The organism is Nocardioides oleivorans, from assembly GCF_004137255.1.
Lineage (GTDB): Bacteria > Actinomycetota > Actinomycetes > Propionibacteriales > Nocardioidaceae > Nocardioides > Nocardioides oleivorans.
The window spans coordinates 2481462-2507217 of record NZ_SDWT01000001.1 but is presented as its reverse complement, the minus strand read 5'-3'; the positions used below and the strand labels follow the sequence as shown (position 1 = coordinate 2507217).

The 25756-nt window shown below is 72.0% G+C and carries 25 protein-coding genes; 14 read left to right on the top strand and 11 right to left on the bottom strand.

Annotated features, from left to right (window positions below):
• Window positions 1–801, top strand: a complete 801-nt coding sequence (locus tag EUA93_RS11965) for an enoyl-CoA hydratase-related protein (RefSeq protein WP_207208669.1) — start codon at window positions 1–3, stop codon at window positions 799–801.
• Between the two features lie 4 nt (window positions 802–805).
• Here EUA93_RS11965 and EUA93_RS11960 read toward each other — a convergent pair whose 3' ends face one another.
• Together EUA93_RS11960 and EUA93_RS11955 are read right to left on the bottom strand one after the other, a co-directional pair.
• Window positions 806–1360, bottom strand: a complete 555-nt coding sequence (locus EUA93_RS11960) for an SRPBCC family protein (RefSeq protein ID WP_129400341.1) — start codon at window positions 1358–1360, stop codon at window positions 806–808.
• Window positions 1357–1746, bottom strand: a complete 390-nt coding sequence (locus EUA93_RS11955) for an ArsR/SmtB family transcription factor (protein ID WP_129400340.1) — start codon at window positions 1744–1746, stop codon at window positions 1357–1359. Before EUA93_RS11955 ends, EUA93_RS11960 begins: the two co-directional genes overlap by 4 nt.
• A 52-nt stretch (window positions 1747–1798) precedes the next feature.
• Here EUA93_RS11955 and EUA93_RS11950 point away from each other — a divergent pair, with 52 nt between their 5' ends.
• The 5 genes from EUA93_RS11950 (at window position 1799) to EUA93_RS11930 (ending at window position 8737) form a co-directional block, all read left to right on the top strand.
• On the top strand, window positions 1799–3184 hold the full coding sequence (locus EUA93_RS11950; RefSeq protein WP_129400339.1) for a class II fumarate hydratase: 1386 nt from the start codon (window positions 1799–1801) through the stop codon (window positions 3182–3184).
• Window positions 3181–3885 carry a class I SAM-dependent methyltransferase gene (locus EUA93_RS11945; RefSeq protein ID WP_129400338.1) on the top strand — a complete coding sequence of 235 codons (705 nt, stop codon included), beginning with the start codon at window positions 3181–3183 and terminating at the stop codon, window positions 3883–3885. Before EUA93_RS11950 ends, EUA93_RS11945 begins: the two co-directional genes overlap by 4 nt.
• Window positions 3886–3931: 46 nt before the next feature.
• Window positions 3932–4537, top strand: a complete 606-nt coding sequence (locus EUA93_RS21590) for a GNAT family N-acetyltransferase (protein WP_165355140.1) — start codon at window positions 3932–3934, stop codon at window positions 4535–4537.
• Between the two features lie 376 nt (window positions 4538–4913).
• Window positions 4914–5975 carry a hypothetical protein gene (locus EUA93_RS11935; RefSeq protein ID WP_129400337.1) on the top strand — a complete coding sequence of 354 codons (1062 nt, stop codon included), beginning with the start codon at window positions 4914–4916 and terminating at the stop codon, window positions 5973–5975.
• Complete coding sequence (locus EUA93_RS11930; protein WP_129400336.1) at window positions 5879–8737, top strand: Ig-like domain-containing protein; 2859 nt, start codon at window positions 5879–5881, stop codon at window positions 8735–8737. The genes EUA93_RS11935 and EUA93_RS11930 overlap by 97 nt, the downstream gene beginning before the upstream one ends.
• 67 nt (window positions 8738–8804) lie before the next feature.
• On the opposite strand, the gene EUA93_RS11925 is transcribed toward EUA93_RS11930, so the two are convergent.
• From EUA93_RS11925 to EUA93_RS11915, 3 genes are all read right to left on the bottom strand, one after another.
• On the bottom strand, window positions 8805–9509 hold the full coding sequence (locus EUA93_RS11925; RefSeq protein ID WP_129400335.1) for an aggregation-promoting factor C-terminal-like domain-containing protein: 705 nt from the start codon (window positions 9507–9509) through the stop codon (window positions 8805–8807).
• Between the two features lie 356 nt (window positions 9510–9865).
• Entirely contained in the window at window positions 9866–11215 is a 1350-nt protein-coding gene (locus tag EUA93_RS11920) for a PhoH family protein (RefSeq protein WP_242497341.1), read from the bottom strand.
• A 264-nt stretch (window positions 11216–11479) separates the two neighbouring features.
• Complete coding sequence (locus EUA93_RS11915) at window positions 11480–12259, bottom strand: isoprenyl transferase (protein ID WP_242497340.1); 780 nt, start codon at window positions 12257–12259, stop codon at window positions 11480–11482.
• Window positions 12260–12355: 96 nt separating this feature from the next.
• On the opposite strand from EUA93_RS11915, the gene trhA reads away from it, so the two are divergent.
• Both trhA and EUA93_RS11905 read left to right on the top strand, forming a co-directional pair.
• Window positions 12356–13102 carry a PAQR family membrane homeostasis protein TrhA gene (trhA, locus tag EUA93_RS11910; protein WP_129400332.1) on the top strand — a complete coding sequence of 249 codons (747 nt, stop codon included), beginning with the start codon at window positions 12356–12358 and terminating at the stop codon, window positions 13100–13102.
• Window positions 13103–13164: 62 nt separating this feature from the next.
• Window positions 13165–13545, top strand: coding sequence for a hypothetical protein (locus EUA93_RS11905; protein WP_129400331.1), 381 nt, complete (start codon window positions 13165–13167; stop codon window positions 13543–13545).
• Here EUA93_RS11905 and EUA93_RS11900 read toward each other — a convergent pair.
• The gene (locus EUA93_RS11900) at window positions 13532–14485 is read right to left on the bottom strand and encodes a DUF1353 domain-containing protein (protein ID WP_129400330.1); all 954 of its coding nucleotides are present in this window, start codon (window positions 14483–14485) and stop codon (window positions 13532–13534) included. The two genes, EUA93_RS11905 and EUA93_RS11900, sit on opposite strands and share 14 nt — an antisense overlap.
• Window positions 14486–14542: 57 nt before the next feature.
• On the opposite strand from EUA93_RS11900, the gene EUA93_RS11895 reads away from it, so the two are divergent.
• The 3 genes from EUA93_RS11895 (at window position 14543) to EUA93_RS11885 (ending at window position 19242) form a co-directional block, all read left to right on the top strand.
• Entirely contained in the window at window positions 14543–15685 is a 1143-nt protein-coding gene (locus tag EUA93_RS11895) for a glycosyltransferase (RefSeq protein WP_129400329.1), read from the top strand.
• A gap of 74 nt (window positions 15686–15759) precedes the next feature.
• On the top strand, window positions 15760–17625 hold the full coding sequence (locus EUA93_RS11890; protein WP_129400328.1) for an Ig-like domain repeat protein: 1866 nt from the start codon (window positions 15760–15762) through the stop codon (window positions 17623–17625).
• Window positions 17626–17709: 84 nt separating this feature from the next.
• Window positions 17710–19242 (top strand): sensor histidine kinase, encoded by a 1533-nt coding sequence (locus EUA93_RS11885; protein WP_129400327.1) that lies wholly within the window; start codon window positions 17710–17712, stop codon window positions 19240–19242.
• Window positions 19243–19248: 6 nt separating this feature from the next.
• On the opposite strand, the gene EUA93_RS11880 is transcribed toward EUA93_RS11885, so the two are convergent.
• Genes EUA93_RS11880 through EUA93_RS11870 form a run of 3 tightly spaced genes read right to left on the bottom strand, consistent with a single transcriptional unit; the run spans window position 19249 to window position 20662 of the window.
• The gene (locus EUA93_RS11880; protein WP_129400326.1) at window positions 19249–19890 is read right to left on the bottom strand and encodes an HAD family hydrolase; all 642 of its coding nucleotides are present in this window, start codon (window positions 19888–19890) and stop codon (window positions 19249–19251) included.
• On the bottom strand, window positions 19887–20345 hold the full coding sequence (locus EUA93_RS11875; protein ID WP_129400325.1) for a PTS sugar transporter subunit IIA: 459 nt from the start codon (window positions 20343–20345) through the stop codon (window positions 19887–19889). The genes EUA93_RS11880 and EUA93_RS11875 overlap by 4 nt, the downstream gene beginning before the upstream one ends.
• Window positions 20342–20662 carry a PTS sugar transporter subunit IIB gene (locus tag EUA93_RS11870; protein ID WP_129400324.1) on the bottom strand — a complete coding sequence of 107 codons (321 nt, stop codon included), beginning with the start codon at window positions 20660–20662 and terminating at the stop codon, window positions 20342–20344. Before EUA93_RS11870 ends, EUA93_RS11875 begins: the two co-directional genes overlap by 4 nt.
• A 60-nt stretch (window positions 20663–20722) precedes the next feature.
• Here EUA93_RS11870 and EUA93_RS11865 point away from each other — a divergent pair, with 60 nt between their 5' ends.
• From EUA93_RS11865 to nagA, 3 genes are read left to right on the top strand one after another with little or no spacing between them, the layout of a single operon-like run.
• On the top strand, window positions 20723–21502 hold the full coding sequence (locus EUA93_RS11865) for a GntR family transcriptional regulator (protein ID WP_242497337.1): 780 nt from the start codon (window positions 20723–20725) through the stop codon (window positions 21500–21502).
• 17 nt (window positions 21503–21519) lie between these two features.
• Complete coding sequence (locus tag EUA93_RS11860; protein ID WP_129400322.1) at window positions 21520–22752, top strand: PTS transporter subunit EIIC; 1233 nt, start codon at window positions 21520–21522, stop codon at window positions 22750–22752.
• 2 nt (window positions 22753–22754) lie between these two features.
• Window positions 22755–23885: an N-acetylglucosamine-6-phosphate deacetylase gene (gene nagA, locus EUA93_RS11855; protein ID WP_129401213.1), complete on the top strand. Its 1131-nt coding sequence runs from the start codon at window positions 22755–22757 to the stop codon at window positions 23883–23885.
• Window positions 23886–23896: 11 nt separating this feature from the next.
• On the opposite strand, the gene EUA93_RS11850 is transcribed toward nagA, so the two are convergent.
• Both EUA93_RS11850 and EUA93_RS11845 read right to left on the bottom strand, forming a co-directional pair.
• Window positions 23897–24823: a carbohydrate ABC transporter permease gene (locus EUA93_RS11850; RefSeq protein WP_129400321.1), complete on the bottom strand. Its 927-nt coding sequence runs from the start codon at window positions 24821–24823 to the stop codon at window positions 23897–23899.
• Entirely contained in the window at window positions 24820–25755 is a 936-nt protein-coding gene (locus tag EUA93_RS11845) for a carbohydrate ABC transporter permease (RefSeq protein WP_129400320.1), read from the bottom strand. Before EUA93_RS11845 ends, EUA93_RS11850 begins: the two co-directional genes overlap by 4 nt.
• Between the last annotated feature and the right edge of the window lies 1 nt (window position 25756).

Genomic DNA, 25756 nt, shown 5'->3' with positions numbered 1-25756 from the left:
ATGACCGAGCCCACGATGCACCCGAGCCTCCACCTCGTCCGTGAGGACGGTGTCCTCGAGGTCACCCTCGACCGACCCAAGGCCAACGCCATCGACCTGGCGACGAGCCGGGAGATGGGCCGGGTCTTCGCCGACTTCCGCGACGACCCCGACCTGCGGGTGGCCATCGTGCGCACCGCGGGCGAGAAGTTCTTCTGCGCCGGCTGGGACCTCAAGGCCGCGGCCGGTGGGGACGCCGTCGACGGCGACTACGGGGTCGGCGGCTTCGGCGGGCTGCAGGAGCTGCCCGACCTCAACAAGCCGGTCATCGCCGCCGTGCACGGCCTCGCCATGGGAGGCGGCTTCGAGCTGGCGCTCTCCTGCGACCTCGTCTACGCCTCGGAGTCCACCCAGTTCGGCCTTCCCGAGATCAACGCCGGCACCCTCGCCGACGCCGCCACCATCAAGCTGCCGAAGCGGATGCCGTACCACGTCGCGATGGAGCTGCTCCTGACCGGACGCTGGATGGGGGCGGCCGAGGCCGCGCGGTGGGGCGTCGTCAACGAGGTCCTTGCCGACGACGAGGCCGTCCGCGCCCGCGCCTGGGAGACGGCTCGCCTGCTGGCGTCGGGGCCGCCGCTGGTGTTCGCAGCCATCAAGGAGACCGCGCGGGTCGCGGAGGCGCTGCGGTTCCAGGAGGCGATGGACCTGGTCACCACGAGCACCCTGAAGACCGTCGAGACGCTCTACTCCTCCGAGGACGGGGTCGAGGGGTTCAAGGCGTTCGCCGAGAAGCGGAAGCCGGTCTGGAAGGGGCGCTGACCGCTCAGGCGAAGGTCTCGCGGTAGTAGCCGGACCCACCCTCGTAGGCCGGCCACTCCACCCCGTCGACGTCCTCGTCCGCGAAGACCGCGACGAGCCGGTCGAGGTAGTACTCCCAACCGGGGCCGACGCTGGCGACCATCTCGGTGCCGAGCGCGCCGGGCGCCAGCACCTGGACGAAGGTCAGCGACGTGACGCCGTCGGCCTCGGTCAGCTCGAGCTCCATGTGCCAGTGGGCCGTGTCGCCGGAGCCGTCGGCGCTGAAGGGCTGGGGCTCCCGGCCGCGCACGGCGAACCGCCGCGGCGGCTCGCACGCGAGCACGTCCATCTCCTCGGCGGCCACGTCCTCGCCCTCCGCGGTCATCCGGAACGACACCGAGCCCGACGCGGGGTCGCCGCTCCAGGTGCCGATCCAGCGCTCCATCCGCTCGGGATCGGTGCACGCGGCCCACACGTCGTCGATCGGCGCGCGGAAGCGGCGCTCGATCACGAGCAGGGTGTCGCCGTCGCGCCGCTCCTTGCGGCCGGTCATCGGGGCAGGCGTGGGAGTGGTGCTCATGCGGTGTCCTCCTGGGTCGTGGATGGGGAGTCGGACGAGGCGTCGGACGAGGGGGCGGTACGACGGTCGCGGCCGGTGCGGCGCACCTCGAGGTCGAGGCCGTCGAAGGCGGACTCGGCGACCGGCGGGGCAGGTGTCTCGCGCAGCGCCGCGAGCAGGTCGGCGACCGGCGCCAGACCCGCGCGCTCGAGCCGGTAGTGGCGCTCGCGCCCGTGGTCCTCCGCCGAGACCAGGCCGGCCTCGGTGAGCAGGCGCAGGTGCCGGCTGATCGCCGGACGGGTGATGGCGTGCTCGGCGGTCAGGTCGACGACGCGGGCCGGCCCGCCGGCCAGCCGGACGACGAGGTCGCGCCTGACCGGGTCGGCGAGGGCGGCGAACGGGTCCACCCACTATTGGTAACCGATCAGTTACCGATTTGTCAACGACTAGCGTGGGGACATGAGCCAGACACGCATCGAGCACGACTCCATGGGCGAGGTCGAGGTCCCCGTCGACGCCCTCTGGCGGGCGCAGACCCAGCGCGCGATCGAGAACTTCCCGATCAGCGGCCTGACCCTCCAGCCCCGCCACGTCCAGGCGATGGCGCACGTGAAGGCGGCCGCCGCGATCGCCAACCGCGCGCTCGACGTGCTCACCGAGGAGCAGTCCGGCGCGATCGTGGCCGCCGCCGAGGAGATCGTCGCGGGCGAGCACGACGGCGACTTCCCGCTCGACGTCTTCCAGACCGGGTCGGGCACGAGCTCCAACATGAACGCCAACGAGGTGATCGCGACGCTGGCCGCACGGGCGGGCGTCGACGTACACCCCAACGACCACGTGAACGCCTCGCAGTCCAGCAACGACACCTTCCCCACCAGCATCCACGTGGCCGCGACGCTCGCCGTCGTCGACGACCTGCTGCCCGCGCTCGACCGGCTCGCGACGTCGTTCGAGGCGAAGGCCGTCGAGTTCGCCGACACGGTCAAGGCGGGCCGCACGCACCTGATGGACGCGACCCCGGTGACGCTGGGCCAGGAGATGGGGGCGTACGCCGCCACGCTGCGGCTCGGTGCCGAGCGGCTCGAGTCGGCGCTCCCCCGGGTCCGCGAGCTGCCGCTGGGAGGCACGGCGGTGGGCACCGGCATCAACACCCCCGACTCGTTCGCCGAGAAGGCCATCGCGGCGCTCGTCGAGCGCACCGGCCAACCCTTCACCGAGGCGCGCAACCACTTCGAGGCACAGGGCACGCGCGACTCGCTCGTCGAGCTGTCCGGGGTGCTGCGCACCATCGCGGTCGGCCTCACCAAGGCGTGCAACGACCTCCGCTGGATGTCATCGGGCCCGACGACCGGCCTCGCCGAGATCCACCTGCCCGACCTCCAGCCGGGGTCGAGCATCATGCCCGGCAAGGTCAACCCGGTGCTGCCCGAGGCGACGCTCATGGTGTGCGCGCGGGTCGTCGGCAACGACGCCACCATCGCCTGGGCGGGTGCGTCCGGCAGCTTCGAGCTCAACGTGCAGATGCCGGTCATGGCGCACGCGCTGCTCGAGTCGATCCACGTGCTCTCCACCTCCACCGTCCTGCTCGCCGAGCGGTGCGTCGACGGAATCACCGCCGACGAAGACCGGATGCGCCGCTACGCCGAGTCGTCGCCCTCGGTGGTGACGCCGCTCAACGGTCGGATCGGCTACGAGGCCGCCGCCAAGGTCGCCAAGCAGGCGCTCGCCGAGGGCGCCACCATCCGTGAGACGGTGATCGCGATGGGCTTCGTCGAGCGCGGCGAGCTCACCGAGGAGCAGCTCGACGCGGCCCTCGACGTCGACTCCATGACAGGACGAGCATGACCGACCTCAGCGACCCCGACCACGTCCGCGAGCAGTACGCCGACGAGGGCAGGCTGGAGACCCGGCGCTCGGTCTGGCAGCCGACCGACGACGGCCGCGACCCGTCCAACGAGGCCTTCAAGGCGATCGACCGGGCGATGACCGGCAACTCCGACGTGCTCGAGGTCGGCTGCGGCACCGGCGTCATGGCCGAGCGCATCAACGCGCTGCCGGGCGTCACGCTCGTCGCGCTCGACTACTCCGAGCGCTTCGTCGAGCTGACCGCGGCCCGCGGGATCGACGCCCGCCAGGGCGACATCTGCTACCTCCCGTTCGAGGACGACTCCTTCGACGTCGTCTACGCGGGCTGGATGCTCTACCACGTCCGCGACCTCGACCGCGGGCTCAACGAGGTGCGCCGGGTGCTGCGACCCGGGGGGACGTTCGTCGCGGTCACCAACGGCGACGACAGCCTCGCCGACCTCCTCCGCGAGGCGGGCGGCAAGGTCAGGGCCAAGAACTTCTCGAGCGAGAACGGCGAGTTCACCCTCTCCCGCAAGTTCAGCGACGTCCGCAGCCAGGACCTCGAGACCCGCGCGGTCTTCCCCGACCACGCCAGCGCCCAGGCCTACCTCGACACCCACGACGAGGGCCTCGTGCTCCCGCCCTTCGACGGCCCCCGCACCTACTCCGGCCACGTCACGGTGTTCGAGGCCCGCTGACCCGATGCGGTAGCCGATCGTCCGCCTCCGGTCGTAGCGTCGCGTCATGAGCGACGCGACGACCACCGCACCGACGTACGAGATCCGGGCCCTGACGCCCGAGACGTGGCCTGCGTTCGTGGGCCTCAACGAGCGGATGGGCGGCCTGTTCGGCGGGTGCTGGTGCGTCGCGTTCCACGCCGACCGCGACGACCGCGTCCCCGGCCCGGAGGGCAACAAGGCGTTCAAGCGGTCGATGGTCGAGGAGGGCATCGCCCACGCGGCGCTCGTCTTCGACGGCGACGACGCGGTCGCCTGGGCGGAGTACGGCACCCCGGAGGAGCTGCCCGACATCCACCACCGCAAGCAGTACGACGCGGAGAAGGACGCCGACCCCGACTACCGGATCACCTGCATCCGCGTCGACAAGGGGCGACGCCGGCAGGGGCTGGCCGAGGTGGCGCTGCGGGGTGCGCTGGAGCTGATCGCCGCGGAGGGCGGCGGCACGGTCGAGGGCTACCCCCACGACCTGACCGGCCAGACCAAGAAGACCTCGGCGTCCTGGCTCTACAACGGCACCCGCAGCATGTACGAGCGCGTCGGCTTCGCCTACGACCGCCCCAAGGGCATGAAGAACTGCGTGATGTCGATCGAGGTCCCGGCGGCGCACTGAGCGCGGCGTCCACGACGAGAGCGAGGCGCGACCCGCCCGTCCACCCTGTGTCCACGGACGATCGGGCCGCGCCTCTTCGACCCCCCGGTCGATTCCTGACGACCCACTGCGCGAACGCGTGCGGACCGTCGGCCACGAGTCTGGCGCGTCCGGGGTGGCCATGGGTGGGATCGGGCCAGTTGGCCGGGATCCGCTAGACCACCTGCACCGAGAACGTCACACGGTCGGCGTTCCTGTGACGCGGCTGTCAACGAAGCGAAACACCGCCGTAAGACGGCCTCTTTAACGTTTCAAGCTCTCGACATCCAGATTCGCTCTCGGTTCGCGCCAGTGCAGCCGCGAGCCGTGGCGACCGAACTCCCCAGGAGTTTGAAACGTGCGCATCTCCACTCGACGTCGAGTAGGACTGGGCCTGTCGGCCGTCCTCCTCGTCACCCCCCTCGCCGCGCTCGTCGCGGCACCGGCGTCAGCCGCACCCTCCACGACGACCGCCTCGGGCGACGGCTGGGCCGTGACCCGGGCACCCGGCGGGTACCTCGTCACGGTCGACCTCGACAGCCCGTTGCCGATCAGGTCGGACGCCCCGACCGTCGTCGTCGACGGCGAGACCATCGGCCTGGCGACCCAGTCGGCCGACGGTCTCTCGCTCAGCGCCTTCACGTCCGATCCCGCGGTCGCCGGCGCCTCGTCCGCAGGGGCCGGCTGGGCCAGCCAGGCCACGGCCGGTGAGGGTACGCCGTCCCGCGCGGTCACGGTGCCCGACGTCGCGGCCGCAGCCGACCCGCTCGACGTGGACCCGAGCGCACCCGGCGACTTCGACTGGACGGAGTCGATCTACAAGTTCGGCGACCAGGCGATCCCGCTGGCCGCCATCGGCGGCGTGCGCGGCGAGATGGAGGGCAAGGTCTACCTCCCGACGACGGGCGGCGCCCGGCCGACCGTGCTCCTGCTGCACGGCCGCCACACCTCCTGCTACACCGCCGTGACCGGCACCCCCGCGAACCCCGCGCGGTGGCCCTGCACCACGGCTCCCGGACCGCAGGACGCGCCCTACGCCACCGGCCGCATGTCGATCCCGAGCTATGCCGGGTACGACGGCACCGCCCGTGCGCTGGCGAGCCGCGGCTACGCGGTCGTCTCGATCTCGGCGAACGCGGTCAACTCCAACGACAACGAGCTCGCGGCCGACCAGGGCGCCCAGGCGCGCGGCCAGCTCCTGCTCGACACCCTGACCATGCTGGAGAAGGCCAACGCAGGTGAGCGAGTCGTCTACCACGACGCCTTCGCCGATCGCGACGTCTCCCTACCCAGGCACTCCTCGACGGCTCGGCGTCGTACGCCTTGCGGGCACCCGGCTTCGTCACCGGGGCGCCCGCGCTCGACACGATCACCCCGGAGACGCTGGTCGGCCGCTTCGACCTCAGCACGATCGGCATGATGGGCCACTCGCGCGGCGGCGAGGGCGTGACCTCGGCGGCGACCCTCAACCAGGCGCTCGCGTCGCCGTGGGACATCGAGTCGATCCTGCCGCTCGCGCCGGTCGACTTCGGCCGGATGACCGTGCCGAACGTGCCGATGAACGTGATCCTCCCCTACTGCGACGGTGACGTCTCCAACCAGCAGGGCCAGCACATGCTCGACGACTCCCGCTACGCCTACGGGGACGACGCGCTGCGCACCGGCACCTGGGTGATGGGTGCCAACCACAACTTCTACAACACCGTCTGGACCCCGGGCGAGTACGCGTACAGCGTCAGCGACGACTGGAGCAACAGCACCGCGCGGCGCACGGAGCCCACCTGCGGCACGGACGCCACGGTGGCGTCGACCTCCATCCGGATGACCCCGGCCGAGCAGTACGCCCAGGGCACGTCGTACATGACCGCGTGGTTCCGACTCACCCTCGGTGGCGAGGACCAGTTCCTGCCGATGTTCGACGGCACGGGCTCGGTGCCCGCAGCGCTGAACGGCGAGGACGTCCGCACCACGGCCACCGCCCCCGCGGGCTCCCGCTCGACGATTGCGGCCTTCGAGAAGGCGTCGTCGCTCGTGCGGACCTTCGGGACCGCGACGGCCAACCCGTGCGCGAGCATGAACGGCCGGACGACCCCGCAGGACCTGGCGGCGTGCACCACCACGATGGCGAGCTCGCAGCTGCCCCACTGGACGCCCGCGTCCAACGGCGGCAACGTGCCTGCCACGCCGGTCACCCGGATGACCTGGACGTCCGCCACCGGCGCGATCCGCGTCTCGGTGCCGGCGGGCAGGCGTGACGCCCGCGGCTTCGAGCGTCTCTCGGTCAAGATGGCCGCCGACGAGACGGTCACCACCGGCACCGACCTGACCATGACCGTGGTCGACGGCCAGGGCCGGACGTGGAGCTCGCTGGTGTCCGCGCTCAACCCGTTCGCACTCGTGCGGATGCCGACGTCCACGAGCACCGCTGCGACGACCACCCTGAAGAAGGTCGTGCTCCAGCAGGTCAACGTCCCGGTCGCCGACCTCGCCGCGGCGGGCCTCGACACCGGCGACGTCCGCGAGGTCCAGCTGACGGCCGCGCAGGGCGCGGACGCCGTGGCCACGGGTGGTGCCTACCTCTCCGACCTGGCGTTCGAGACCTCGTCGGTCGGCACGGCCGCGAACAGGACCGAGCCGGTGGTCAACGTCTACGCACCCGGCGTCGACGAGGGCTCCGCGCCGGGCACCGTCGAGCTGGCGGCGTACCTCGACAAGCCTGCGACGGTCCCCGTCACCGGCTGGGTCTCGCTGCTCGGCTCGACCACCAGCCGGGCCGGCGCGACCATGGAGAAGGTCACCTTCGCCCCGGGCGAGACCTGCCAGGTCGTCACCGCGGCCGTGCAGGGCGACCGCGCCGACAGCACCTCCGCGTCCACGAGCGTGAAGGCCAGCATCATCAACGTCTCGGGCGCGGTCCAGGGCAAGCAGGCGATCGTGTTCATGCGCGTCCGCGAGGACGACGGCCTGCTGCCCAGCGGCACCCCGCCGACCACCCCCACCGCGCTGCCGCCGTTCGGCACGCCGGGTCCGGTCTGCGCGGAGCTGGACGGCGTGCTCGAGGGCGGCACGGTCTCCGTGCCCGCCACGACGGCACCCGACACGACGGCCGGCGTCTCCTCCTCCGGCTTCCGTGCCGGCGAGGCCGTCACCTTCACCGCCGAGGGCCTGGCGCCGGTGACCTCGGTCGCCGACGCCGACGGGACCGCGTCCGTCGAGCTCGTGGTGCCCGCCGGGACGCCGCGTGGCACGCTCCGGGTCACCGCCACGTCGGGAGCCACGGGTCGGGTCGCCACGGCCGACCTCGGCATCCGCGACACCAGCACGACCACGCTGGCGATCTCCCCCGAGGCGCCGGCACTGCGGGAGTCGGTCACCCTGACCGCCACGGTCGACGGTGGCGACACCGGCGGGACGGTGACGTTCCTCGACGGCGCGACCGTGATCGGCACGGCCACCACCGAGGGCGGCGTCGCCACGCTGACCGTGCCCGGCGGCTTCGGTGCCGGGGAGCACACCCTCTCGGCCGGGTTCGCCCAGTCTGCGGTGACGACGGCGTCGGAGTCCGCCCCGGTGGCGTTCACCCTCGCCAGGGCCACGCCCACCACGGTGGTCAGCCTCAGCAGCGCCTCGTCCGTCTTCGGCTCGCCGGTGGCCACCGCCACCGTCGCCGTCGGAGGTGCCGTGGGCGGTGGTGACGTGGAGGTGAGCATCGGTACGACGACCGTGTCGGTGCCGCTCGACGCGACCGGGCACGCGTCGTACGCCCTGCCGGGCATGCTCCCGGCCGGCGAGTACGTCGTCTCCGCCCGCTACCTGGGCTCGGCCGACGCCGAGCAGTCCGCGGCCACCGCTGCGCCGTACACGGTCACGCCGAAGGCGACGACCACCACGGCACGGGCGACGTCGCGGAAGAAGGGCAAGCAGGTCAAGGTCACGGTGACCGTCGACGGTGCCGTGACGGGCGTGCCGGCCACCGGCGTGGTGCGGGTGTCGCTCCGCGGCGGCCTGGTCACCCGGACCGTGGCGCTGCCCGCGTCGGGCACGGTCGTCCTCACCCTGCCGACCAAGGCCAAGGGCGGGAAGCGCCTGAAGCCCGGGAAGGTCGTGGTGCGGACGAGCTACACCGCGACCGGGAGCTACGCGTCCAGCACGGCCCCGGCCAGGACGGTGCGCCTGAGGTAGCGACCACGCAGCAACGCACGGCGGGCAGGAGGCACCAGCCTCCTGCCCGCTGTGGCGTCCACCCGGCTCAGTACCAGCCGTTGCCCTGCTTGAAGCTCCATGCGCTGCACGGGGTGCCGTAGGTGTCCTGGATGTACTCCAGGCCCCAGCGGATCTGGACCTCGGCCGAGGTCATGTAGCCCTCCGGCATGTCGTGGAGGCCGGTCAGCGCCTGCGGGATGCCGTACGCCGACGACGTGGGGTTGTCCGCGTCGATGCGCCAGCCGGACTCGCTCATGTAGAGCGAGTCGAGGCAGGAGAACTGGTCCGAGGAGAAGCCGTAGACCGGCAGCAGGGCCTGCGCGATGTCGCGGGGGTCGCCCTCGGAGAGCTTCTGGGACCTCGTCACGGCCGCGCCGGCCGACATCGTCAGGGTCGTCGCCTTGGTGGCGTCGGTGCGGCGCGCCGAGCGCGACACGACCTGGCGCTGCTGGCGCTGCTCGAGCTCGGCGGCGGTCTGGTCGGCGCTGAGGGTCGGGGTGCTCGCGGCGGAGCTCGTGTCCGCGCCGGCCTCCGCGCTGGCCTCCGGCGAGCTGGTCGCCACGTCGGCCGCGGCCGGCGTCAGCGCTGCGGGGTCGGTGCCGAGGAGACCTCCCGCGACGCTCACGCCCGTGGCGGCGGCCGCCAGGCCGGTGAGGGCGACGGTGGTGCGGAGGGCTCGGCGGGGCACGCGCGCGGCCTTGTGCTTGCCGGGGGCGCGGTGCGTGGGGACGTACTTGTCAGGCTTCGGCACGTTTGCTCAGGGGGGCTAGACGACGGGGGCTGGGCGCGTCGGGGACGCGCCGGCGACCGGCCGATCTCGGGGCGACGGAGCCGGGTCCCCCGACCCAGCTCGCGACCGAGATCACGAAACGGTCTCAGCCACCATGCATGAGCCTCGGAGGGCGTGCAAACCGAACGGCGAAACCGGACCCGTCCCTTCCGTCACACCAGCCCCGGGCGCACCTCATGCCCCATCGGCCTCGCGGTTGTGATCGCTGTAACGCCGGGTTGGTAGCCGTACCCACCCTGCTGCAGAGGGGTGGGTACAGCCAGTAACCCGGCGTTACAGCGGAAGCCGGCAGAAGGAGATCAGAGGGCTCAGAGAGCTCAGAGGGTGACGTCCTCCAGCATCTCGGTCACCAGGGCCGCGATGGGCGAGCGCTCGGAGCGGGTGAGGGTCACGTGGGCGAAGAGCGGGTGGCCCTTGAGCTTCTCCACCACCGCGACGATGCCGTCGTGGCGCCCGACCCGGAGGTTGTCGCGCTGCGCGACGTCGTGGGTGAGCACCACCTTGGAGTTGGCACCGATGCGAGAGAGCACCGTCAGCAGCACGTTGCGCTCGAGCGACTGGGCCTCGTCGACGATCACGTAGGAGTCGTGGAGCGAGCGGCCGCGGATGTGGGTCAGCGGCAGCACCTCGAGCAGGCCGCGGTCCATCACCTCGTCGACGACGTCGCGCGAGACCAGCGCGCCGAGGGTGTCGAAGACCGCCTGCGCCCAGGGCGACATCTTCTCGTTCTCCGAGCCGGGCAGGTAGCCGAGCTCCTGGCCGCCGACGGCGAACAACGGACGGAAGACGACGACCTTCTTGTGCTGGCGGCGCTCCATCACGGCCTCGAGGCCGGCGCACAGCGCCATCGCGGACTTGCCGGTGCCGGCGCGACCGCCGAGGGAGACGATCCCGACCTCGGGGTCGAGCAGCATCTCGAGGGCGACGCGCTGCTCGGCCGAGCGCCCGTGGACGCCGAAGGCGTCGCGGTCGCCGCGCACCAGGTGCACCCGCTTGTCGGCACCCACGCGGCCCAGCGCCGTACCCCTCTCGGAGAGCATGACCAGCCCGTTGTGGCAGGGCAGGTCGCGCGCCTCGTCGAGGTCGATGACGCCGTCCTCGTAGAGCTCGTCGAGCTGGGCGGCCGGCACCTCGACCTCGGCCATGCCGGTGTAGCCGGTGTCGGAGCTGCTGATCGCCTCGGCGCGGTACTCCTCGGCGTCGAGGCCGACGGCCGAGGCCTTGATCCGCAGCGGCAGGTCCTTGGAGACCAGGGTGACCGCGAAGCCCTCGTCGGCGAGGTTGCGGGCCACGGCGAGGATGCGCGTGTCGTTGTCGCCCAACCGGAAGCCCGACGGCAGCGAGGCCGCGTCGGTGTGGTTGAGCTCGACGCGCAGGGTGCCGCCCTCGGTGCCGATCCCGACCGGCTGGTCGAGGCGTCCGTTGACGATCCGCAGCTCGTCGAGCGCACGCAGCGCCGATCGGGCGAAGAAACCGAGCTCCGGGTGGTGCCGCTTGCCCTCGAGCTCGGTGATCACCACGACGGGGAGGACGACCTCGTGCTCGGCGAAGCGTTTGATCGCACCCGGGTCGGCCAGCAGGACGCTGGTGTCGAGGACGTACGTGCGGCGGTCGGAGCCTGACGTGGTGCTGGCGGAGCGACGGGACGAGGTCTTGCTGCTGGCCACTGCTAACCCCTTGCTGTGGGCCGGCGCGCGCACTCCTCGCTCCGGCCCGCTGTCATTCAACGGACCGGAATGCTCCCATCAGAGTGCTCAAGGCTGCCTCCCGGTTCGGCTGGCTTCCCCACCTGCCGATGTCGCGAAAGTACGCCCGCGACGACCCCGAAATCGGGCGACACGCCCGAACGCGAGGTGACGGCCAGATGACGTTTGCTACAGCCGTGTTGCGCGGTCGTACGACGACGGGGTGGGCCGCTGCGGACGGACCGGTCAGCCGCCGAAGCGGCGCTCGCGGGCGGCGTACGCACGGATCGCGCGCAGGAAGTCGACCCGACGGAAGTCGGGCCACAGGGCCTCGCAGAAGTAGAACTCCGAGTTGGCGGACTGCCAGAGCAGGAAGCCACCGAGTCGCTGCTCGCCCGACGTCCGGATGACGAGGTCGGGGTCGGGCTGGCCCTTGGTGTAGAGGTGCTCGGCGATGTGCTCGACGTCGATCAGGTCGGCGAGCTCCTCGAGTGAGGTGCCGCGGGTGGCGTGGTCGGCGAGCAGGGCGCGCACGGCGTCGGCGATCTCCCGACGGCCGCCGTAGCCGACGGCGACGTTGACCAGGATGCCGTCGATGTCGCGGGTGGCCTCCTCGGCCGCCTTGAGCCGCTCGGCGGTCTCGGTCGGCAGCAGGTCGAGCGCGCCGACGGGGTGGATCCGCCAGCGGCCGGCCTCGGCGAGCGACTCCACGGCGCCCTCGATGATCGTGAGCAGGCCCGTGAGCTGCTCCGGCGGCCGGTTGGTGAGGTTGTCGCTCGAGAGCAGCCACAGGGTGACCACCTCGACGCCGACCTCCTCGCACCAGCCGAGCATCGGGCGGATGTTGTCGGCCCCGGCCTGGTAGCCCGCGGCCGTGTTGAGGCCGACGGCCTTGGCCCATCGTCGGTTGCCGTCGAGCATCACGCCGACGTGCTTCGGGATGCGGTCGGTGGGGAGGAACTTCACCACCCGGGACTCGTAGGCCGGGTAGAGCACCCGACGCACGGCGTCCTTCACGTTGACCACCCGTCGATGGTAACGCCGGGTGTGACCCGGAAGTTGTCGCGGTCGTGTGCGCACATCACCCCCCAGCGGGTAACTTCTCTGCATGGAGACCACGTCATGACGTCGCGCGACCGCGTCGAGACGTCGCGCGACCGCGTCGAGAGTGCCGTCGAGCGCGCGAGCGAGGTCGTCGCCGACAAGATGGCGGAGGTCAAGCCCAAGCTCCGCGGCTGGCTGCACGCCGGCACCGCCCCGGTCGCCCTCGCGGCCGGCATCGTCCTGGTCGCGCTCTCCCCCACCGCCTCGACCCGGGTCGGCTCGGCCGCGTTCGCGCTGTCGGCCCTGCTGGTCTTCACGGTCTCCGCGATCTACCACCGCGGCACCTGGTCGCCGCGCACGTGGGCGTTCCTGCGCCGCTTCGACCACGCCAACATCTTCGTGCTCATCGCCGGCACCTACACCCCCTACGCGCTGCTCTTCCTGCACGACGGAGCGCGGACGACCCTCCTGCTCCTCGTCTGGGGCGCCGCCATCGCAGGCGTGGTGTTCCGGGTGTTCTGGACCGACGCCCCCCGCTGGCTCTACACGCCGATGTACCTCGCACTCGGCTGGGCGGCGGTCTTCTTCATCCCGCAGTTCGTCGACGGTGCCGACAGGTTCAGCTCCGGCATCGCCATCGCCACGCTGGTCCTGGTCGCCGCGGGCGGCATCCTCTACACGGTCGGCGGCGTGGTCTACGGCCTCAAGCGGCCGAACCCGTCACCGCGCTGGTTCGGCTTCCACGAGGTGTTCCACTCCTTCACGGTGCTGGCCTTCCTGGCCCACTACGTGGGCGTCTCGCTCGCCACCTACTCCCTGCGCTGAGCACAGGTGAGGCTGGTCACGACCGGAAACCAACGCCCGCTCCCGGTCGTCGTACCGGTGAGATGCCTGAGACAGACGACCCGCAGACCGACCGCAAGCCCCTCCTCGACCTGAGCCTCCCCCAGCTCGTCGCCGGCGCCACCGCCGCCGCGACCTCCGCGATCCTGATCAGCAGGCTCGGCCTGCTCGGCACCGTGCTGGGCGCGGCCGCCGCCAGCATCGTGTCGGCGATCGTGACCGCCGGCCTCGTCGGTGGCTGGCACCGCGTGCGGTCGGTGCCGAGCCGCTTCCCGCGCAACCTCAACGGGATGCTCGTGACCGCCGTGGCGCTCGGGCTGGTCTACCTCGCGTTCCAGACCGGCGTCGACCTCCTCACCCGGGACCTCCCGGCCGACTCGTTCACCGGCCGGTGGCTCGCGCAGGTCGGGATCAACCGAGGCTGACCACGCCGAAGACCACGAGCGAGCCGACCACCACGACGGCCGCCAGCACCCAGGCGGCGGCTGGCGAGCGGCGGGCCAGCCGCTCGAGCGCGACGTAGGCCGTGGCGACCACGGCGAGCCCGACCGTCACGTGCAGCAGCACCGCGAGCATCACGCCGGCGATCGCGCCGGCCATCCGGAGCCGGCCCCAGAGCAGGCTGAGCGCGAGGGGTACGACGATGGCGCCGGCGAGGCCGCCCGCCAGCTCGACCACGAACGGACGATCGCCCATCCACGGCACGTCGGTGGCCAGGAACCACGAGCGGTCGAAGAGGTCGCTCGTCGAGCTGTAACCGAGGTAGGCGATCACCGCGATCGTGACGCCGGCGGCGACCCGGTAGGACCACTGCCTCGCCCGCGTCCAGGGCACCGGCTGCCCGACGAAGATGGTCGCGACCGTGACGGCGGTCCACACGATCCACCGGCGGACCACGCCGGTGCCGGTGTCGGCCATCGCGTCCCGGAAGATCCGGTCGGCCTCCACGCGGTCGACCTCGACCCCGTCGGTGGAGACGTAGGACGGCGGGTCGTCGGGCCCGGCGACGAGCGCGTCGTGCAGCAGGGCGGCAGGGAGGTGGGCGCCGGTCTTCGGCACCAGCCAGGTGAAGAGCGCCGGGACCGAGGTCAGGTCGGTGCGGAAGTCGGGGTCGGCCGGCACGAGCAGCTCACCGACGTGGCGGTCGCGGTAGGCGAGGCGGCGCTCGAGCTCGAACAGCTCGACGCCCTCCTCGGCATGGCGCTCCAGCACGATGCGCGGATCGGCGTCGGGATCGGGCGGCTCGCCCGGGCCGTCGTCACCGGCCAGCGTGCCGCCGTCGTAGAACCGGCGCGGCTCCTGCGGCACCGGGGTCCGCCTCATCCCGCTGCGTGGGCCGCGCCCGCCGAGCTCCCGAGTCCCCATGCGCCCAGTCTGGCGTCCCGCACCGACATCCGGGAGCGGCCGTAGGCTGTCCCGACCATGCGACTCCTCGTCACGTTCGTCGGTGGCCTCGGCCACCTCGCGCCTCTGCTGCCGGTCGCACGAGCGGCCCGCGACGCCGGCCACGAGGTGGCGATCGCCGGGTCCGGCGGCCTCGTCCCGGCGATCGACGAGGCCGGCTTCCGGGCGTTCGCGACGAGCCCGCTGCCGCACCACGACCAGGTCCCGGCCCACCAGCGCCGGGAGCCGCTGGAGGTGATGGACGCCGCGGCGACGGAGGCCGAGTTCGCCCGCAACTTCGCCTCGCGGGGTGCTCGACGGATGGCGTCTGCGGTCCCGGCGGTCATCGAGGAGCTCCGGCCCGACCTGGTGCTGCGTGACGAGACCGACCTCGGTACGACGATCGCCGCCGAGCTGCTCGGCGTCCCCGTCGCGACCCACCTGGTGCTGGCCTCCGGCCTGCTCGTCCGGCCCGAGCTGGTCGGCCCCGAGCTCGACGTCGTACGCGCCGAGCACGGGCTGGCACCCGACCCGGCGCTCTCGCGGCTGACGTCCGGGCTGGTGCTCTCCGACGCACCACCCGGCTTCCGCAGCCCCGCAGCGCCGCTGGAGGTCACGCCCCTGCACTACCGCTCGACCGCGACGCCGACCCTGCGTGGGACGCGCGGGCGCCGGGCCGTCTACGTCACCCTCGGCACGATCTTCAACCACGGGTCCGGTGACCTCTTCGACCGCATCCTGTCCGGCCTCCACGGCCGGGGCGTCGACGTCGTGGCGACCATCGGTCGGCGGCTCGACCCGGCCGACCTCGGGCCGCAGCCGTCGTACGTCCGGGTGGAGCGGTTCCTGCCCCAGCACGAGGTGCTGCCGGGCGTCGACCTCGTCGTCTCGCACGGTGGCTCGGGCAGCCTGGTGGCCTCCCTCGCCCACGGCCTGCCGTCCGTGCTCCTGCCGCTCGGCGCCGACCAGCCGCACAACGCCCGACGCGCCGCGGAGCTCGGCCTGGCCACCACGCTCGACGCGGCCACAGCGACGGCCGACGACATCGGCGAGCAGGTCACCACGAGCCTCGACGACGTCGAGATGCGCACCCGCTGCCGGGTGGTCGCAGCCGAGGCGGCCGAGGCGCCGGGACCCGAGGCCGCGGTCGCAGCGCTCGAGGCGGCAGCCGCCCGCGGCTGAGCCGAAGGCAAAGAGCCGCGGACGTTTCCCCATTCACCTGCGCCGCACGGACCTGCGTCCCTAGCGTTCGGCCCATGCGTCGTTCGACCGGCAGCCGCATCGGCGCCACGTCCCTCCTCGTCCTCGTCGTCGCCGGCGGCGCCCTGGCCGCCGCCCCCGGATCCGTGCAGGCGTCAGGGCCGTCCGGCGCGGGCCTGCAGGCCGTCGACCTGCCGCGACCGGTCCGCGGTGCCACCGCAGTCCGGCTGCTCGGCGACCGGGTCGGCGAGGCCGCCGCCCTCAACGACCTGACCGCCGCCGAGCTCACCGACCTGCTCACCACGGACTCCACCGCGTGGGTGGACCCCACGGGCCGCGTGTTCTTCGAGGAGGTGGCCTTCTCCGGGACCGCGAGCGGTGCCGGCGAGGCGGTCGCACCGCTCGACCAGACCTTCCAGCTGCACAGCAAGTCCGACTCGAGCCGCACGATCTTCCTCGACTTCGACGGCGGCACGGCGAGCGGCACCAGCTGGCACGCCAGCAAGCCGAACGTCCCGACGACGCAACCCGCCTGGGACCCCTCCGGCAACGGAGCCGCCTTCGACGACGCCGAGAAGACGAAGATCCAGGCCGTCTGGGAGTCGGTCGCGGAGGACTACGCACCGTTCGACGTCGACGTGACCACCCAGGACCCGGGGCCGGCCGGGATCCACCGGTCGGGGCTCGCCGACACCGCGTACGGGTCGCACGTCCTGGTCACGCCCAGCAGCGGCGCGCAGTCCGCCATCTGCAGCGGCGGGTGCGGCGGCGTCGCCTACCTCGGCGTGTTCGGCTCGAGCCAGGGTGGCTCCGCTGGGGACGGCTACGGCTACTTCCAGCCCGCGTGGGTCTTCCCCCAGTCGCTCGGCAACGACCCCAAGAGCATCGCCGAGGCGGCCGCGCACGAGGTGGGCCACAACTTCGGCCTCCGCCACGACGGCAACACCAACGCCAACCCGGACTACGACCTCGGGCACGGGTCGTGGGCGCCGATCATGGGCGCCGGCTACTACGAGCCGATCAGCCAGTGGAGCAAGGGCGACTACACCGGCGCGAACAACCAGCAGGACGACCTCGCGACCATCGCCGGCGTGGTCGGGCTGCGCACCGACGAGGCCCCCTCGAGCCCAGCCGGCGCGCCGCTCCCGCCCAGCGGGACGGCGTACGTCGCGAGCCGGACCGACGTGGACACCTACGTCCTGGGCACCTGCTCGGGCCCGGTGACCCTCGAGGCGGCCCCCCTCGCCGCGTCGACCGACCTCGACATCGCGCTGTCCCTCCTCGACGCCACCGGGCAGGTCGTCGCGACCGCCGACCCGCCCTCGGCGCAGGTCAGCACCTCGAGGGCGTCGGGCATGGGCGCCTCGCTCACCCAGACCCTGCCGTCGGGCGTCTACTACGTCTCCGTCGACGGTGTCGGCAACGGTCCGTGGGCCACGGGGTACGACGACTACGGCTCGCTGGGCGCGTACACGCTGTCCCGCACGGGAAGCTGCGACGGGATCGCACCGGTCACGGTGACCCCGACCCCCACGCCCACCCCGACGACCACCCCGACGACCACCCCCACTCCGACCACCCCGCCGACCACCACGCCGACCACCACCTCCACGACCACGACGCCGAGCACGTCCACCTCACCTCCGGCCCCCGCCACCCTGCGGGTCAAGGCACCGAGGACCGCGAAGGTCGGCAGCCGACCGAAGGTCGTCGTGAAGGTGACGCGTGGATCGGCCCCGGCCACCGGCACGGCGGTCGTCAGCGTCGGCGCGAGGTCGTGGACGCTGTCGCTGTCCTCCGGGACCGCGAGGCTGCGGCTGCCCCGGGCGCAGGCCGGCAGGCTGCGGATCACCGTCCGCTACTCCGGCGACGCCACCACGCTGCCGTCGACGACGAGGTGGACGATCAGGGTCAGGGGCTAGCCCGACGCGGCGACCGTGGACAGATGCGGCCCCGAGGTGTGACCGACGTCCCATAATGGTGCGCGACGTCACCAAGGGGAGCCTGTGCTGGACGAGACCGCCAACACCCAGAAGCCTCGCGACGGACTCGCGATCCTCGCCGAGGGCGTCGAGGCGCTCGCCGAGTTCGGGGGCGAGGGCGCCTACGAGCTGCTGCAGGAGGTCGCCCGGGTCGCGGCCGGGTCCGACGCCGCCCACACCGGGATCGGCCGCAACCAAGGCATGGTCGAGACCGTCGGCGTCCTCCTCGCCGCCCACATGCGCGCGTCGGCGATGCGCCGCGTCGAGCGTCGTCGCGTGCAGCTGCGCAACGCGGTGGCCGAGGTCGTGGAGGCGGCCGTCAAGGACCGCGACGTCGAGCTGGTGATCTCGGCCGCGGTCCGCGTCCTCCAGCGCGTGATGGACGGCCAGCTCGCGACCATCCAGGCCTTCGACTCCTCCGACGCCGAGAACGACCCCGACGGCGGGGGCCGGCACTACGGCGCCTCCTACCCTCCGGAGGTCGAGGACCTCATCACTCCGGAGGTCGTCGAGCGCGCGGGTCGCGCGGCCCAGGTGTGCTGGGAGCGCCAGACCGCGTCGCTCCACCACCTCGACGAGCCCGACGCGGAGCCGCTGACCACGCCGGAGGGTCGCGACTTCGCGCTCGGCCTCATGCACACGCTCGGGGCCCGCGAGATGCTGCTGGCGCCAATGGGCGCCGACGGCCAGTGCGTCGGCTGGATCGTGCTCACCCGCGCCGACGACCACGAGCCGTTCAGCTTCGACGACGTCGACGCGGTCCTCGCGATCGGTCGCGAGGTGGGCAACGCGGTCCGGCACGCCCAGACGTTCGAGCGACAGGTCGAGCTGATCGACCAGCTGCGCGACCTCAGCAGCTACAAGAGCTGGTTCACCGCGACGCTCGCCCATCAGCTGCGCAACCCGCTGACCAGCATCAGCCTCCACGTCGACGAGCTGACCGCCGCCGGCGACGGCAGCCCTCCCGCGACGTCGACGGAGTTGGTCGGCGGGCTCCGGGCGATCGAGCGCGCTGCGCGCACCATCGAGGACAGCGTCGAGTCGCTGCTCTCGCTCGCGCGCCTGGAGGAGCCCGGCAACCCCGGGGTGCGCGAGGCCGTCGACCTCCACGGCCTGGTGAGGAGCTGCGCCGCCGCCTACGAGCGGCTCGCGGAGACGGCCGGCATCCGGCTCGACACCTCGTCGGTCACCGCCGGGACCCGCGTGAGCGGCGACGCCCGCGAGCTCGAGATGGTCGTCGACAACGTCATCGGCAACGCCGTGAAGTACAGCCCCGCGGGAGGCGTCGTCCGCCTCTCCGTCTCCGCCGACGACGAGGGCGCCGTGTTCTCCTGCGTCGACGAGGGCATCGGCATGGACGAGCACGACCTCGCCCTGATGTTCAGCCCGTTCCACCGCGCGACCGAGGCGCACCAGCGACGGATCCCCGGCTCCGGCCTGGGCCTCGCCATCGTCAAGGCGGCCGTGGACCGGCACGGCGGGACGATCCGGGCGCACTCCTCGCCCGGCCAGGGCACGCGCATCGAGGTCCGGCTGCCGGTGCTGCCGACCGACTGAGCCTGCTCAGCCTGCTCCGAGCAGGTCCACCAGCGGTCGCGCGTCGTCGTGCACCGCGACCGCACCTGCGTCGCGGAGCTCGGCGGCGTCGTGGGTCGTGGCGATCCCGTGCACACGGCGTACGCCGGCGGCGACCGCCGCACGGATGCCTGCCGGCGAGTCCTCGGCCGCGACCGCCCCGGCAGGATCGACGCCGAGGCGCGCGCAGGCCAGCGCGAAGCCCTCGGGGTCGGGTTTGCCCGCCGACACGTCGAGGGCGGTGACGACCAGGTCGACCGAGTCGACGTCGAGCCCGAGTGAGCGCAGTGAGCGCTCGACCCACCCGGGTCCGGCGCTGGTCACGATCGCGACGGGCGTCCCGGAGGCGCGGGCGCCGAGGACGAGCTCCCGGGCGCCGACCACGGGGTCCGGGTCCTCGTCGGGGACGTGGCGGAGGATCTCCTCGAGCACGGTCCGCGGGTCGAGGCCGGTCCACGGACCGGGCTCGGTCTCCAGGACGTCGAGGGCGCGCCGACCGGTGAAGATGGTCAGGTCGGGGACGTCCCAGCCCTTCGCGGCGAAGTAGATCCGGTAGCCCTCACGGTGGAGGGGCTCGGAGTTGACGAGGGTGCCGTCGAGGTCGAGGAGGAGCGCCGAGATGCTCGTCATGCGGTGACGAACAACAGGTCGCCGGCCGCCACGTCGCCACCGATGGCGTCGCTCGTGACCGAGCCCTTCGGCGCGTCCATCAGCACGACGGGCACGACGGGCGAGACGTCCTGACCGGCGGCCGCGGCGGGCAGCCCGGACGGGTCCCACGTGATCATCGGGTCACCGGCGGCCACCTCGCTCCCCTGCTCGGCGACGACCTCGAAGCCCTCCCCCTCGAGGCGCACGGTGTTGATGCCGAGGTGCACCAGGACACCGACGCCGTCACCCATCACGACGAATGCGTGCGGCATCACCTTCAGCACCTTGCCCGCGATCGGGGAGACCACGGTCGTCGGGCCGGGTGCGGGCTCGATCGCGACGCCCGGGCCGACCATCTCCTCGGCGAAGACAGGGTCGGGCACGTCGGCCATCGCGATGACCCTCCCGGGGCACGGTGCGAGGACGTCGGTCACATCAGGTCCTCGATGTCGTCGGCGAGGTTGTCCGCCTCGGGCCCGACGACGACCTGGACGATGGTGCCGCTCGCCATCACGCCGTGCGCGCCGGCGGCCTTGAGGGCGGCCTGGTCCACACGGGCGCCGTCCTTGACCTCGGTGCGCAGCCGGGTGATGCACGCCTCGATCTCCACGATGTTCTCGGCGCCGCCGAGGCCGGCGAGGATCTGCTCTGCCTTGCTGCTCATGTCTGTGCCTTTCGTCCGGTGACCGGGTCGTCCTTGACGGGCTGTCCTTGACAACTGTCCTTGACAACTCGAGCGTGCCACCACCATGCTCGTCAACTGGTACGTACCAGACCGTACCAATACGGACCACCGATGGGAAGGCGGCGCATGGCCCGCAGGATCGACGACGGCCCCCGGCCCAAGCACGTCCAGCTCAGTGACGTGCTGGCCGAGCTCGCGACCCGCGACCTCGGCCCCGACGCGGCCATCCCGTCCGAGCGCGAGCTGATGGCGACGTACGACGTCTCGCGCGCCACCGTGCGCAAGGCGATCGACAGCCTGGTCGCGGGCGGCCTGCTCCACCGGATCCAGGGCAAGGGGACCTTCGTCGCCCGTCCCCGCGTGGAGAGTCACCTCCACCTGGCCTCGTTCTCCGACGACATGCGGCGTCGAGGGCTCGAGCCCTCGACCCGGCTGATGCTCGTCGACGAGGAGCGCCCGCCGGCCGAGGTGGCCCGCTCGCTGCGGCTCGGCGCCCGCGGCACGGCCTGGCGCATCGACCGCGTGCGGCTCGCGGACGGCCAGCCGATGGCGATCGAGCAGGGGTGGTATCCCCAGTCCCTGCTGCCCGGCCTCGACACCGAGGACCTCACCGGCTCGCTCTACACGCTCTTCGCCGGGCGCTACGGCCTCGTCATCGACGCGGCCGAGCAGACCCTGTGGGGCGAGGCGGCCGAGGGCGCGACCGCCCGCCGCCTCGAGTCCCCCACCCACACCCCGCTCCTCGTCTTCCGCCGCGTGTCCAGCGCGGCCGGCACCCCGGTCGAGCACGTCGTCTCGCGCTATCGCGGCGACCGCTACCAGGTGCACATGAACCTCGGCGCCACCCCCGACGCCACAGGAAAGAAGCGCACGACCAGCACCACCGGAAGGGATCGATCCTCGTGACAACCTCGGACGCCGCCATGAGCGGCACCACCAGGAGCAGGTTCAACCTCGCTCCGCTCCAGAAGTTCGGGCGCAGCCTGATGCTCCCGATCGCGGCCCTCCCCGTGGCAGCCCTGCTGCTGCGCCTGGGCCAGCCCGACCTCCTGGGCGCCGACGGTCTCGGCTGGAACGACGTCGCAGCCGTCATCGGTGCCGCCGGTGGAGCCATCTTCGACAACCTGCCCCTGCTCTTCGCGCTCGGCGTGGCGATCGGGATGGCGAAGAAGGCCGACGGCTCGACCGCGCTCGCGGCCGTGGTGGGCTACCTCGTCTTCAAGGGCGTCGGCGAGGCGCTGTCGCCGACGATCCTCGGCCTGCCGGCCGAGGGCGACGAGCAGCAGCTGATCAACTACGGCGTGCTCGGCGGCATCGTGTCGGGCCTGATCGCCGGGTTCCTCTGGCAGAAGTACCACCGGATCTCGCTGCCGCCCTACCTCGCCTTCTTCGGCGGGCGCCGCTTCGTGCCGATCATCACCGCCATCACGATGATGATCGTCGCCGTCCTCACGAGCTTCCTCTACAAGGGCTTCGACGCCGGCCTGACCAACCTCGGCGACTGGGTCACGGACAACGACGTGGTCGGCGGCTTCGTCTACGGCACGCTCAACCGGCTGCTGATCCCCCTGGGCCTGCACCACATCCTCAACTCCGGACCGTGGTTCCTCATCGGGTCCTACCAGGACTCGGCCGGCGAGGTCTGGACCGGCGACATCGCCCGCTTCCTGCACGGTGACCCCACCGCCGGCGCCTTCATGACCGGCTTCTTCCCGATCATGATGTTCGCCCTCCCGGCCGCCGCGCTCGCGATCTGGCACGAGGCCAAGCCGCAGAACAAGAAGCTCGTCGGCGGCATCATGCTCTCCGCCGCCCTGACGTCGTTCCTCACCGGCGTCACCGAGCCGCTGGAGTTCGCCTTCATGTTCGTCGCGTGGCCGCTCTACGTGATCCACGCGATCCTCACCGGCACGTCGATGGCGCTGGTCAACGCGCTCGGGGTCAAGGACGGCTTCGGCTTCTCCGCGGGCCTGTTCGACTACGCGCTCAACTGGAACATCGCCACGGATCCCTGGCTGATCATCCCGATCGGGCTCGGCTACGCGGCCGTCTACTACTTCCTGTTCCGCTTCGTCATCCGGAAGTGGAACCTGAAGACGCCCGGGCGCGAGGACGACGAGGCGGAGTCGCTCGTCGAGGCCGACACCTCGGCGTGACGATGCTCCTCGCAGCAGCACAGGTGGTCACCCCGGCGCGGATCCTCGCGCCGGGGTGGCTCCTCCTCGACGGCGAGCGGATCGTCGAGGTCGGCGAGGGCGTGCCCCCACGCACCCCCGACGTCGACCTGGGCGACGCGACCGTCGTGCCCGGCTTCATCGACCTCCACGTGCACGGCGGCGGTGGGGCCTCCTTCGACGCGGGTACGGCGGACGCGGCGGCCACCGTCGTCGACGCCCACCTGGCGCACGGCACCACCTCGATGGCGGCGAGCCTGGTCACCGACACGCGAGCGCGGATGGCCGACGCCGTCCGCGAGCTGGCCCTGCTGGTCGACGACGGCCACCTCGCCGGCGTGCACCTCGAGGGTCCGTGGCTCAGCCCGCGCCGGTCCGGCGCGCACCAGCCCGGCTCCCTCGCCGATCCCACGCCGGAGGCGATCGAGGCGCTCCTCGACGCCGGCGGCGGTGCGGTCCGGATGGTCACCCTCGCCCCCGAGCTGCCCGGCGGCATCGACGCCGTACGACTCCTCGCGGCCCGTGGCGTGGTCGCCGCGATCGGCCACACCGATGCGACGTACGACGTCTCCCGCGAGGCGCTCGACGCCGGCGCACGGCTCGGCACCCACCTCTTCAACGCGATGCGACCGCTGCACCACCGCGACCCCGGACCGGTCGGCGCGCTCCTCGACTCCCCCGTCGACGTCGAGCTGATCGCCGACGGCGTGCACCTGCACCCCGCCGTGCTGCGGACCGTGTTCGGTGCGAAGCCCGACCAGTGCGTGCTGGTCACCGACGCGATGGCGGCCGCGGGCGCACCCGACGGCGACTACGACCTCGGGCCGATGGCGATCGAGGTGCGCGAGGGCGTCGCCCGGCTGGCCTCGCCCGACGGCGACGGTGCCATCGCCGGCTCGACGCTCACGATGGACGCCGCGGTGCGCTACGCCGTGCGCACGGCCGGGCTGCCGCTGCTCGACGTCGTCCGGGCGGCGAGCACGACGCCCGCCCGCGTGTGGGGCCTGGCCGACGTCGGCGCGCTGGAGGCCGGCCGGCGGGCCGACCTGGTCGCGCTCGACGCCGGCCTCGAGGTCGTACGGGTGATGCGGGCAGGCCGCTGGGTCGGCCGCTGACGACTGCCGCGTCAGCCCTTGGTCGAGCCCAGGGTCAGACCGGACACGAACTGCTTCTGCAGCGCGAAGAACACGACGAGCACCGGCAGCGCCACGATGATCGAGCCGGCCGCGACGAGGTTGGTGTCGGTGAAGAACTGACCGCGCAGGTTGTTCAGCGCCGAGGTCACCGGGAGCTTGTTCCCCTGCTGGATGAGGACGGTGGCCCAGAAGAACTCGTTGTAGACCCAGGTGACCTGCAGCGTCGCGAGGGCGGCGAGCGCGGGTCGGACCAACGGCATCGTCAGCTGCCAGTACTGGCGCCACACGCTCGCGCCGTCGAGCTCGGCCGACTCGTAGATCTCGTGCGGCAGCGTCTTCATGTAGTTGCTCAGCACGAAGGTGCAGAAGCCCAGCTGGAAGGCCGTGTTGACGAGGATCAGCGCCCAGAAGCTGTTGAGCATCGACCCCGAGTCGCTCATGAAGTACGGCAGCGGGACCTCGCGGAACATCCGGAAGACCGGGATGAGCAGCGCCTGCGGCGGCAGCAGGTTGGCGGCGAGGAAGACGCCGAGCAGGGCGAGGTTGAAGCGGTAGCTGAAGCGGGCGAGCACGAAGGCGACCATCGAGGACAGCCAGAGCGTGAGCAGCACCGCCGGGACGGTGATGAGCAGCGAGTTCCTCATGTGCAGCCCGAAGTTGCCCTGCGTCCACGCCTGCTCGTAGTTGCTGGTCGTCCAGCCGCCGAAGGACAGGTAGCCGTTGGCCTGGGTGTAGTCGTACTCCCGGAAGGAGTTGACGAGCGCCCACAGCAGCGGGAAGAGCCACGCCAGCGCGAGCAGCGCGACGATGACCGTGGCGATCGTGCCGCGGCGCTTGCTGAGCACGCCCCCCTCCTTGCGGGTCGGGGGCGTCGCCCGTGCCGGGGCCGGGGTCGCGACGGGCGTCTCGTAGGTCATCGGTTGCGCTCCTCACGGAACACGGTCCGCAGGTAGATGGTGATGAAGATCGACGAGATGAGCATCATGATGACGGCGAGAGCGGAGCCGAAGCCGTAGCGCGTGGCCTCGCCGATGACGTTCTGTGCGACCAGGGCGCCGATGACCTCCAGGCCGTTGCGGCCCTTGTTGATCACCCACACCAGGTCGAAGGCGCGCAGTGACTCGATGACCACGATGACGATGACGACCATGTTGATCGGCCGCATGACCGGGAAGATCACGTGGAAGAAGGTCTTCACCTCGCTGGCACCGTCGACCGCTGCCGCCTCGCGGAGGCTGGCGTCGACACCCTTCAGGCCCGCCAGGTAGATCAGCATGATGTAGCCGGTGTGACGCCAGGCCGTGGCGACCAGCACCGCCCACAGGTTGATGTCGGGGTCGCCGTACCAGTCCACCTGCGAGTGGAAGACCTGGTTGATGAGCCCCTGGTCGCGGGAGTAGAAGAGCTGCCAGATGAAGCCGATGAGGGCCAGCGACAGGACGACCGGCATGTAGAACGCCGTCTGGTAGAACCGGCTGCCCTTCATCTCCCGGTCGAGCACCACGGCGAGGAGCATGCCCAGGACAGTGGGGAAGACGAACAGGAAGCCGAGCCAGATCAGGTTGTGCTGCACGGCCGGCCAGAAGGCCGGGTAGATGGTGAAGATGTCCTGGTAGTTCTGGACGCCGACCCACTCGATCGTGTCGAGGTCACCGAACCCGTTCCACTTGCCGAACGACAGCACGACCGAGAGCAGGGCCGGCACCCAGACCAGCAGGACCACCAGGACCAGCGGGATCGTCACCATGATGATGACCGTCGCGCGGTCGCGCCCCGGGAGCTTCTTCGCCCGGCCCTGGGCCGGCGCCACGGCCGTCGCCGGCCGTGGCGCCTCGTCGATGTGGGTCATG

Excerpts from the sequence above, each read along its gene's own strand:
- EUA93_RS11965 (WP_207208669.1), top strand. The coding sequence starts at position 1 with ATGACCGAGCCCACGATGCACCCGAGCCTCCACCTCGTCCGTGAGGAC.
- EUA93_RS11960 (WP_129400341.1), bottom strand. The coding sequence starts at position 1,360 with ATGAGCACCACTCCCACGCCTGCCCCGATGACCGGCCGCAAGGAGCGG.
- EUA93_RS11950 (WP_129400339.1), top strand. The coding sequence starts at position 1,799 with ATGAGCCAGACACGCATCGAGCACGACTCCATGGGCGAGGTCGAGGTC.
- EUA93_RS11945 (WP_129400338.1), top strand. The coding sequence starts at position 3,181 with ATGACCGACCTCAGCGACCCCGACCACGTCCGCGAGCAGTACGCCGAC.
- EUA93_RS21590 (WP_165355140.1), top strand. The coding sequence starts at position 3,932 with ATGAGCGACGCGACGACCACCGCACCGACGTACGAGATCCGGGCCCTG.
- trhA (WP_129400332.1), top strand. The coding sequence starts at position 12,356 with ATGACGTCGCGCGACCGCGTCGAGACGTCGCGCGACCGCGTCGAGAGT.
- EUA93_RS11905 (WP_129400331.1), top strand. The coding sequence starts at position 13,165 with ATGCCTGAGACAGACGACCCGCAGACCGACCGCAAGCCCCTCCTCGAC.
- EUA93_RS11900 (WP_129400330.1), bottom strand. The coding sequence starts at position 14,485 with ATGGGGACTCGGGAGCTCGGCGGGCGCGGCCCACGCAGCGGGATGAGG.
- EUA93_RS11895 (WP_129400329.1), top strand. The coding sequence starts at position 14,543 with ATGCGACTCCTCGTCACGTTCGTCGGTGGCCTCGGCCACCTCGCGCCT.
- EUA93_RS11890 (WP_129400328.1), top strand. The coding sequence starts at position 15,760 with ATGCGTCGTTCGACCGGCAGCCGCATCGGCGCCACGTCCCTCCTCGTC.
- EUA93_RS11880 (WP_129400326.1), bottom strand. The coding sequence starts at position 19,890 with ATGACGAGCATCTCGGCGCTCCTCCTCGACCTCGACGGCACCCTCGTC.
- EUA93_RS11870 (WP_129400324.1), bottom strand. The coding sequence starts at position 20,662 with ATGGTGGTGGCACGCTCGAGTTGTCAAGGACAGTTGTCAAGGACAGCC.
- EUA93_RS11865 (WP_242497337.1), top strand. The coding sequence starts at position 20,723 with ATGGCCCGCAGGATCGACGACGGCCCCCGGCCCAAGCACGTCCAGCTC.
- EUA93_RS11860 (WP_129400322.1), top strand. The coding sequence starts at position 21,520 with ATGAGCGGCACCACCAGGAGCAGGTTCAACCTCGCTCCGCTCCAGAAG.
- nagA (WP_129401213.1), top strand. The coding sequence starts at position 22,755 with ATGCTCCTCGCAGCAGCACAGGTGGTCACCCCGGCGCGGATCCTCGCG.
- EUA93_RS11850 (WP_129400321.1), bottom strand. The coding sequence starts at position 24,823 with ATGACCTACGAGACGCCCGTCGCGACCCCGGCCCCGGCACGGGCGACG.
- EUA93_RS11845 (WP_129400320.1), bottom strand. The coding sequence starts at position 25,755 with ATGACCCACATCGACGAGGCGCCACGGCCGGCGACGGCCGTGGCGCCG.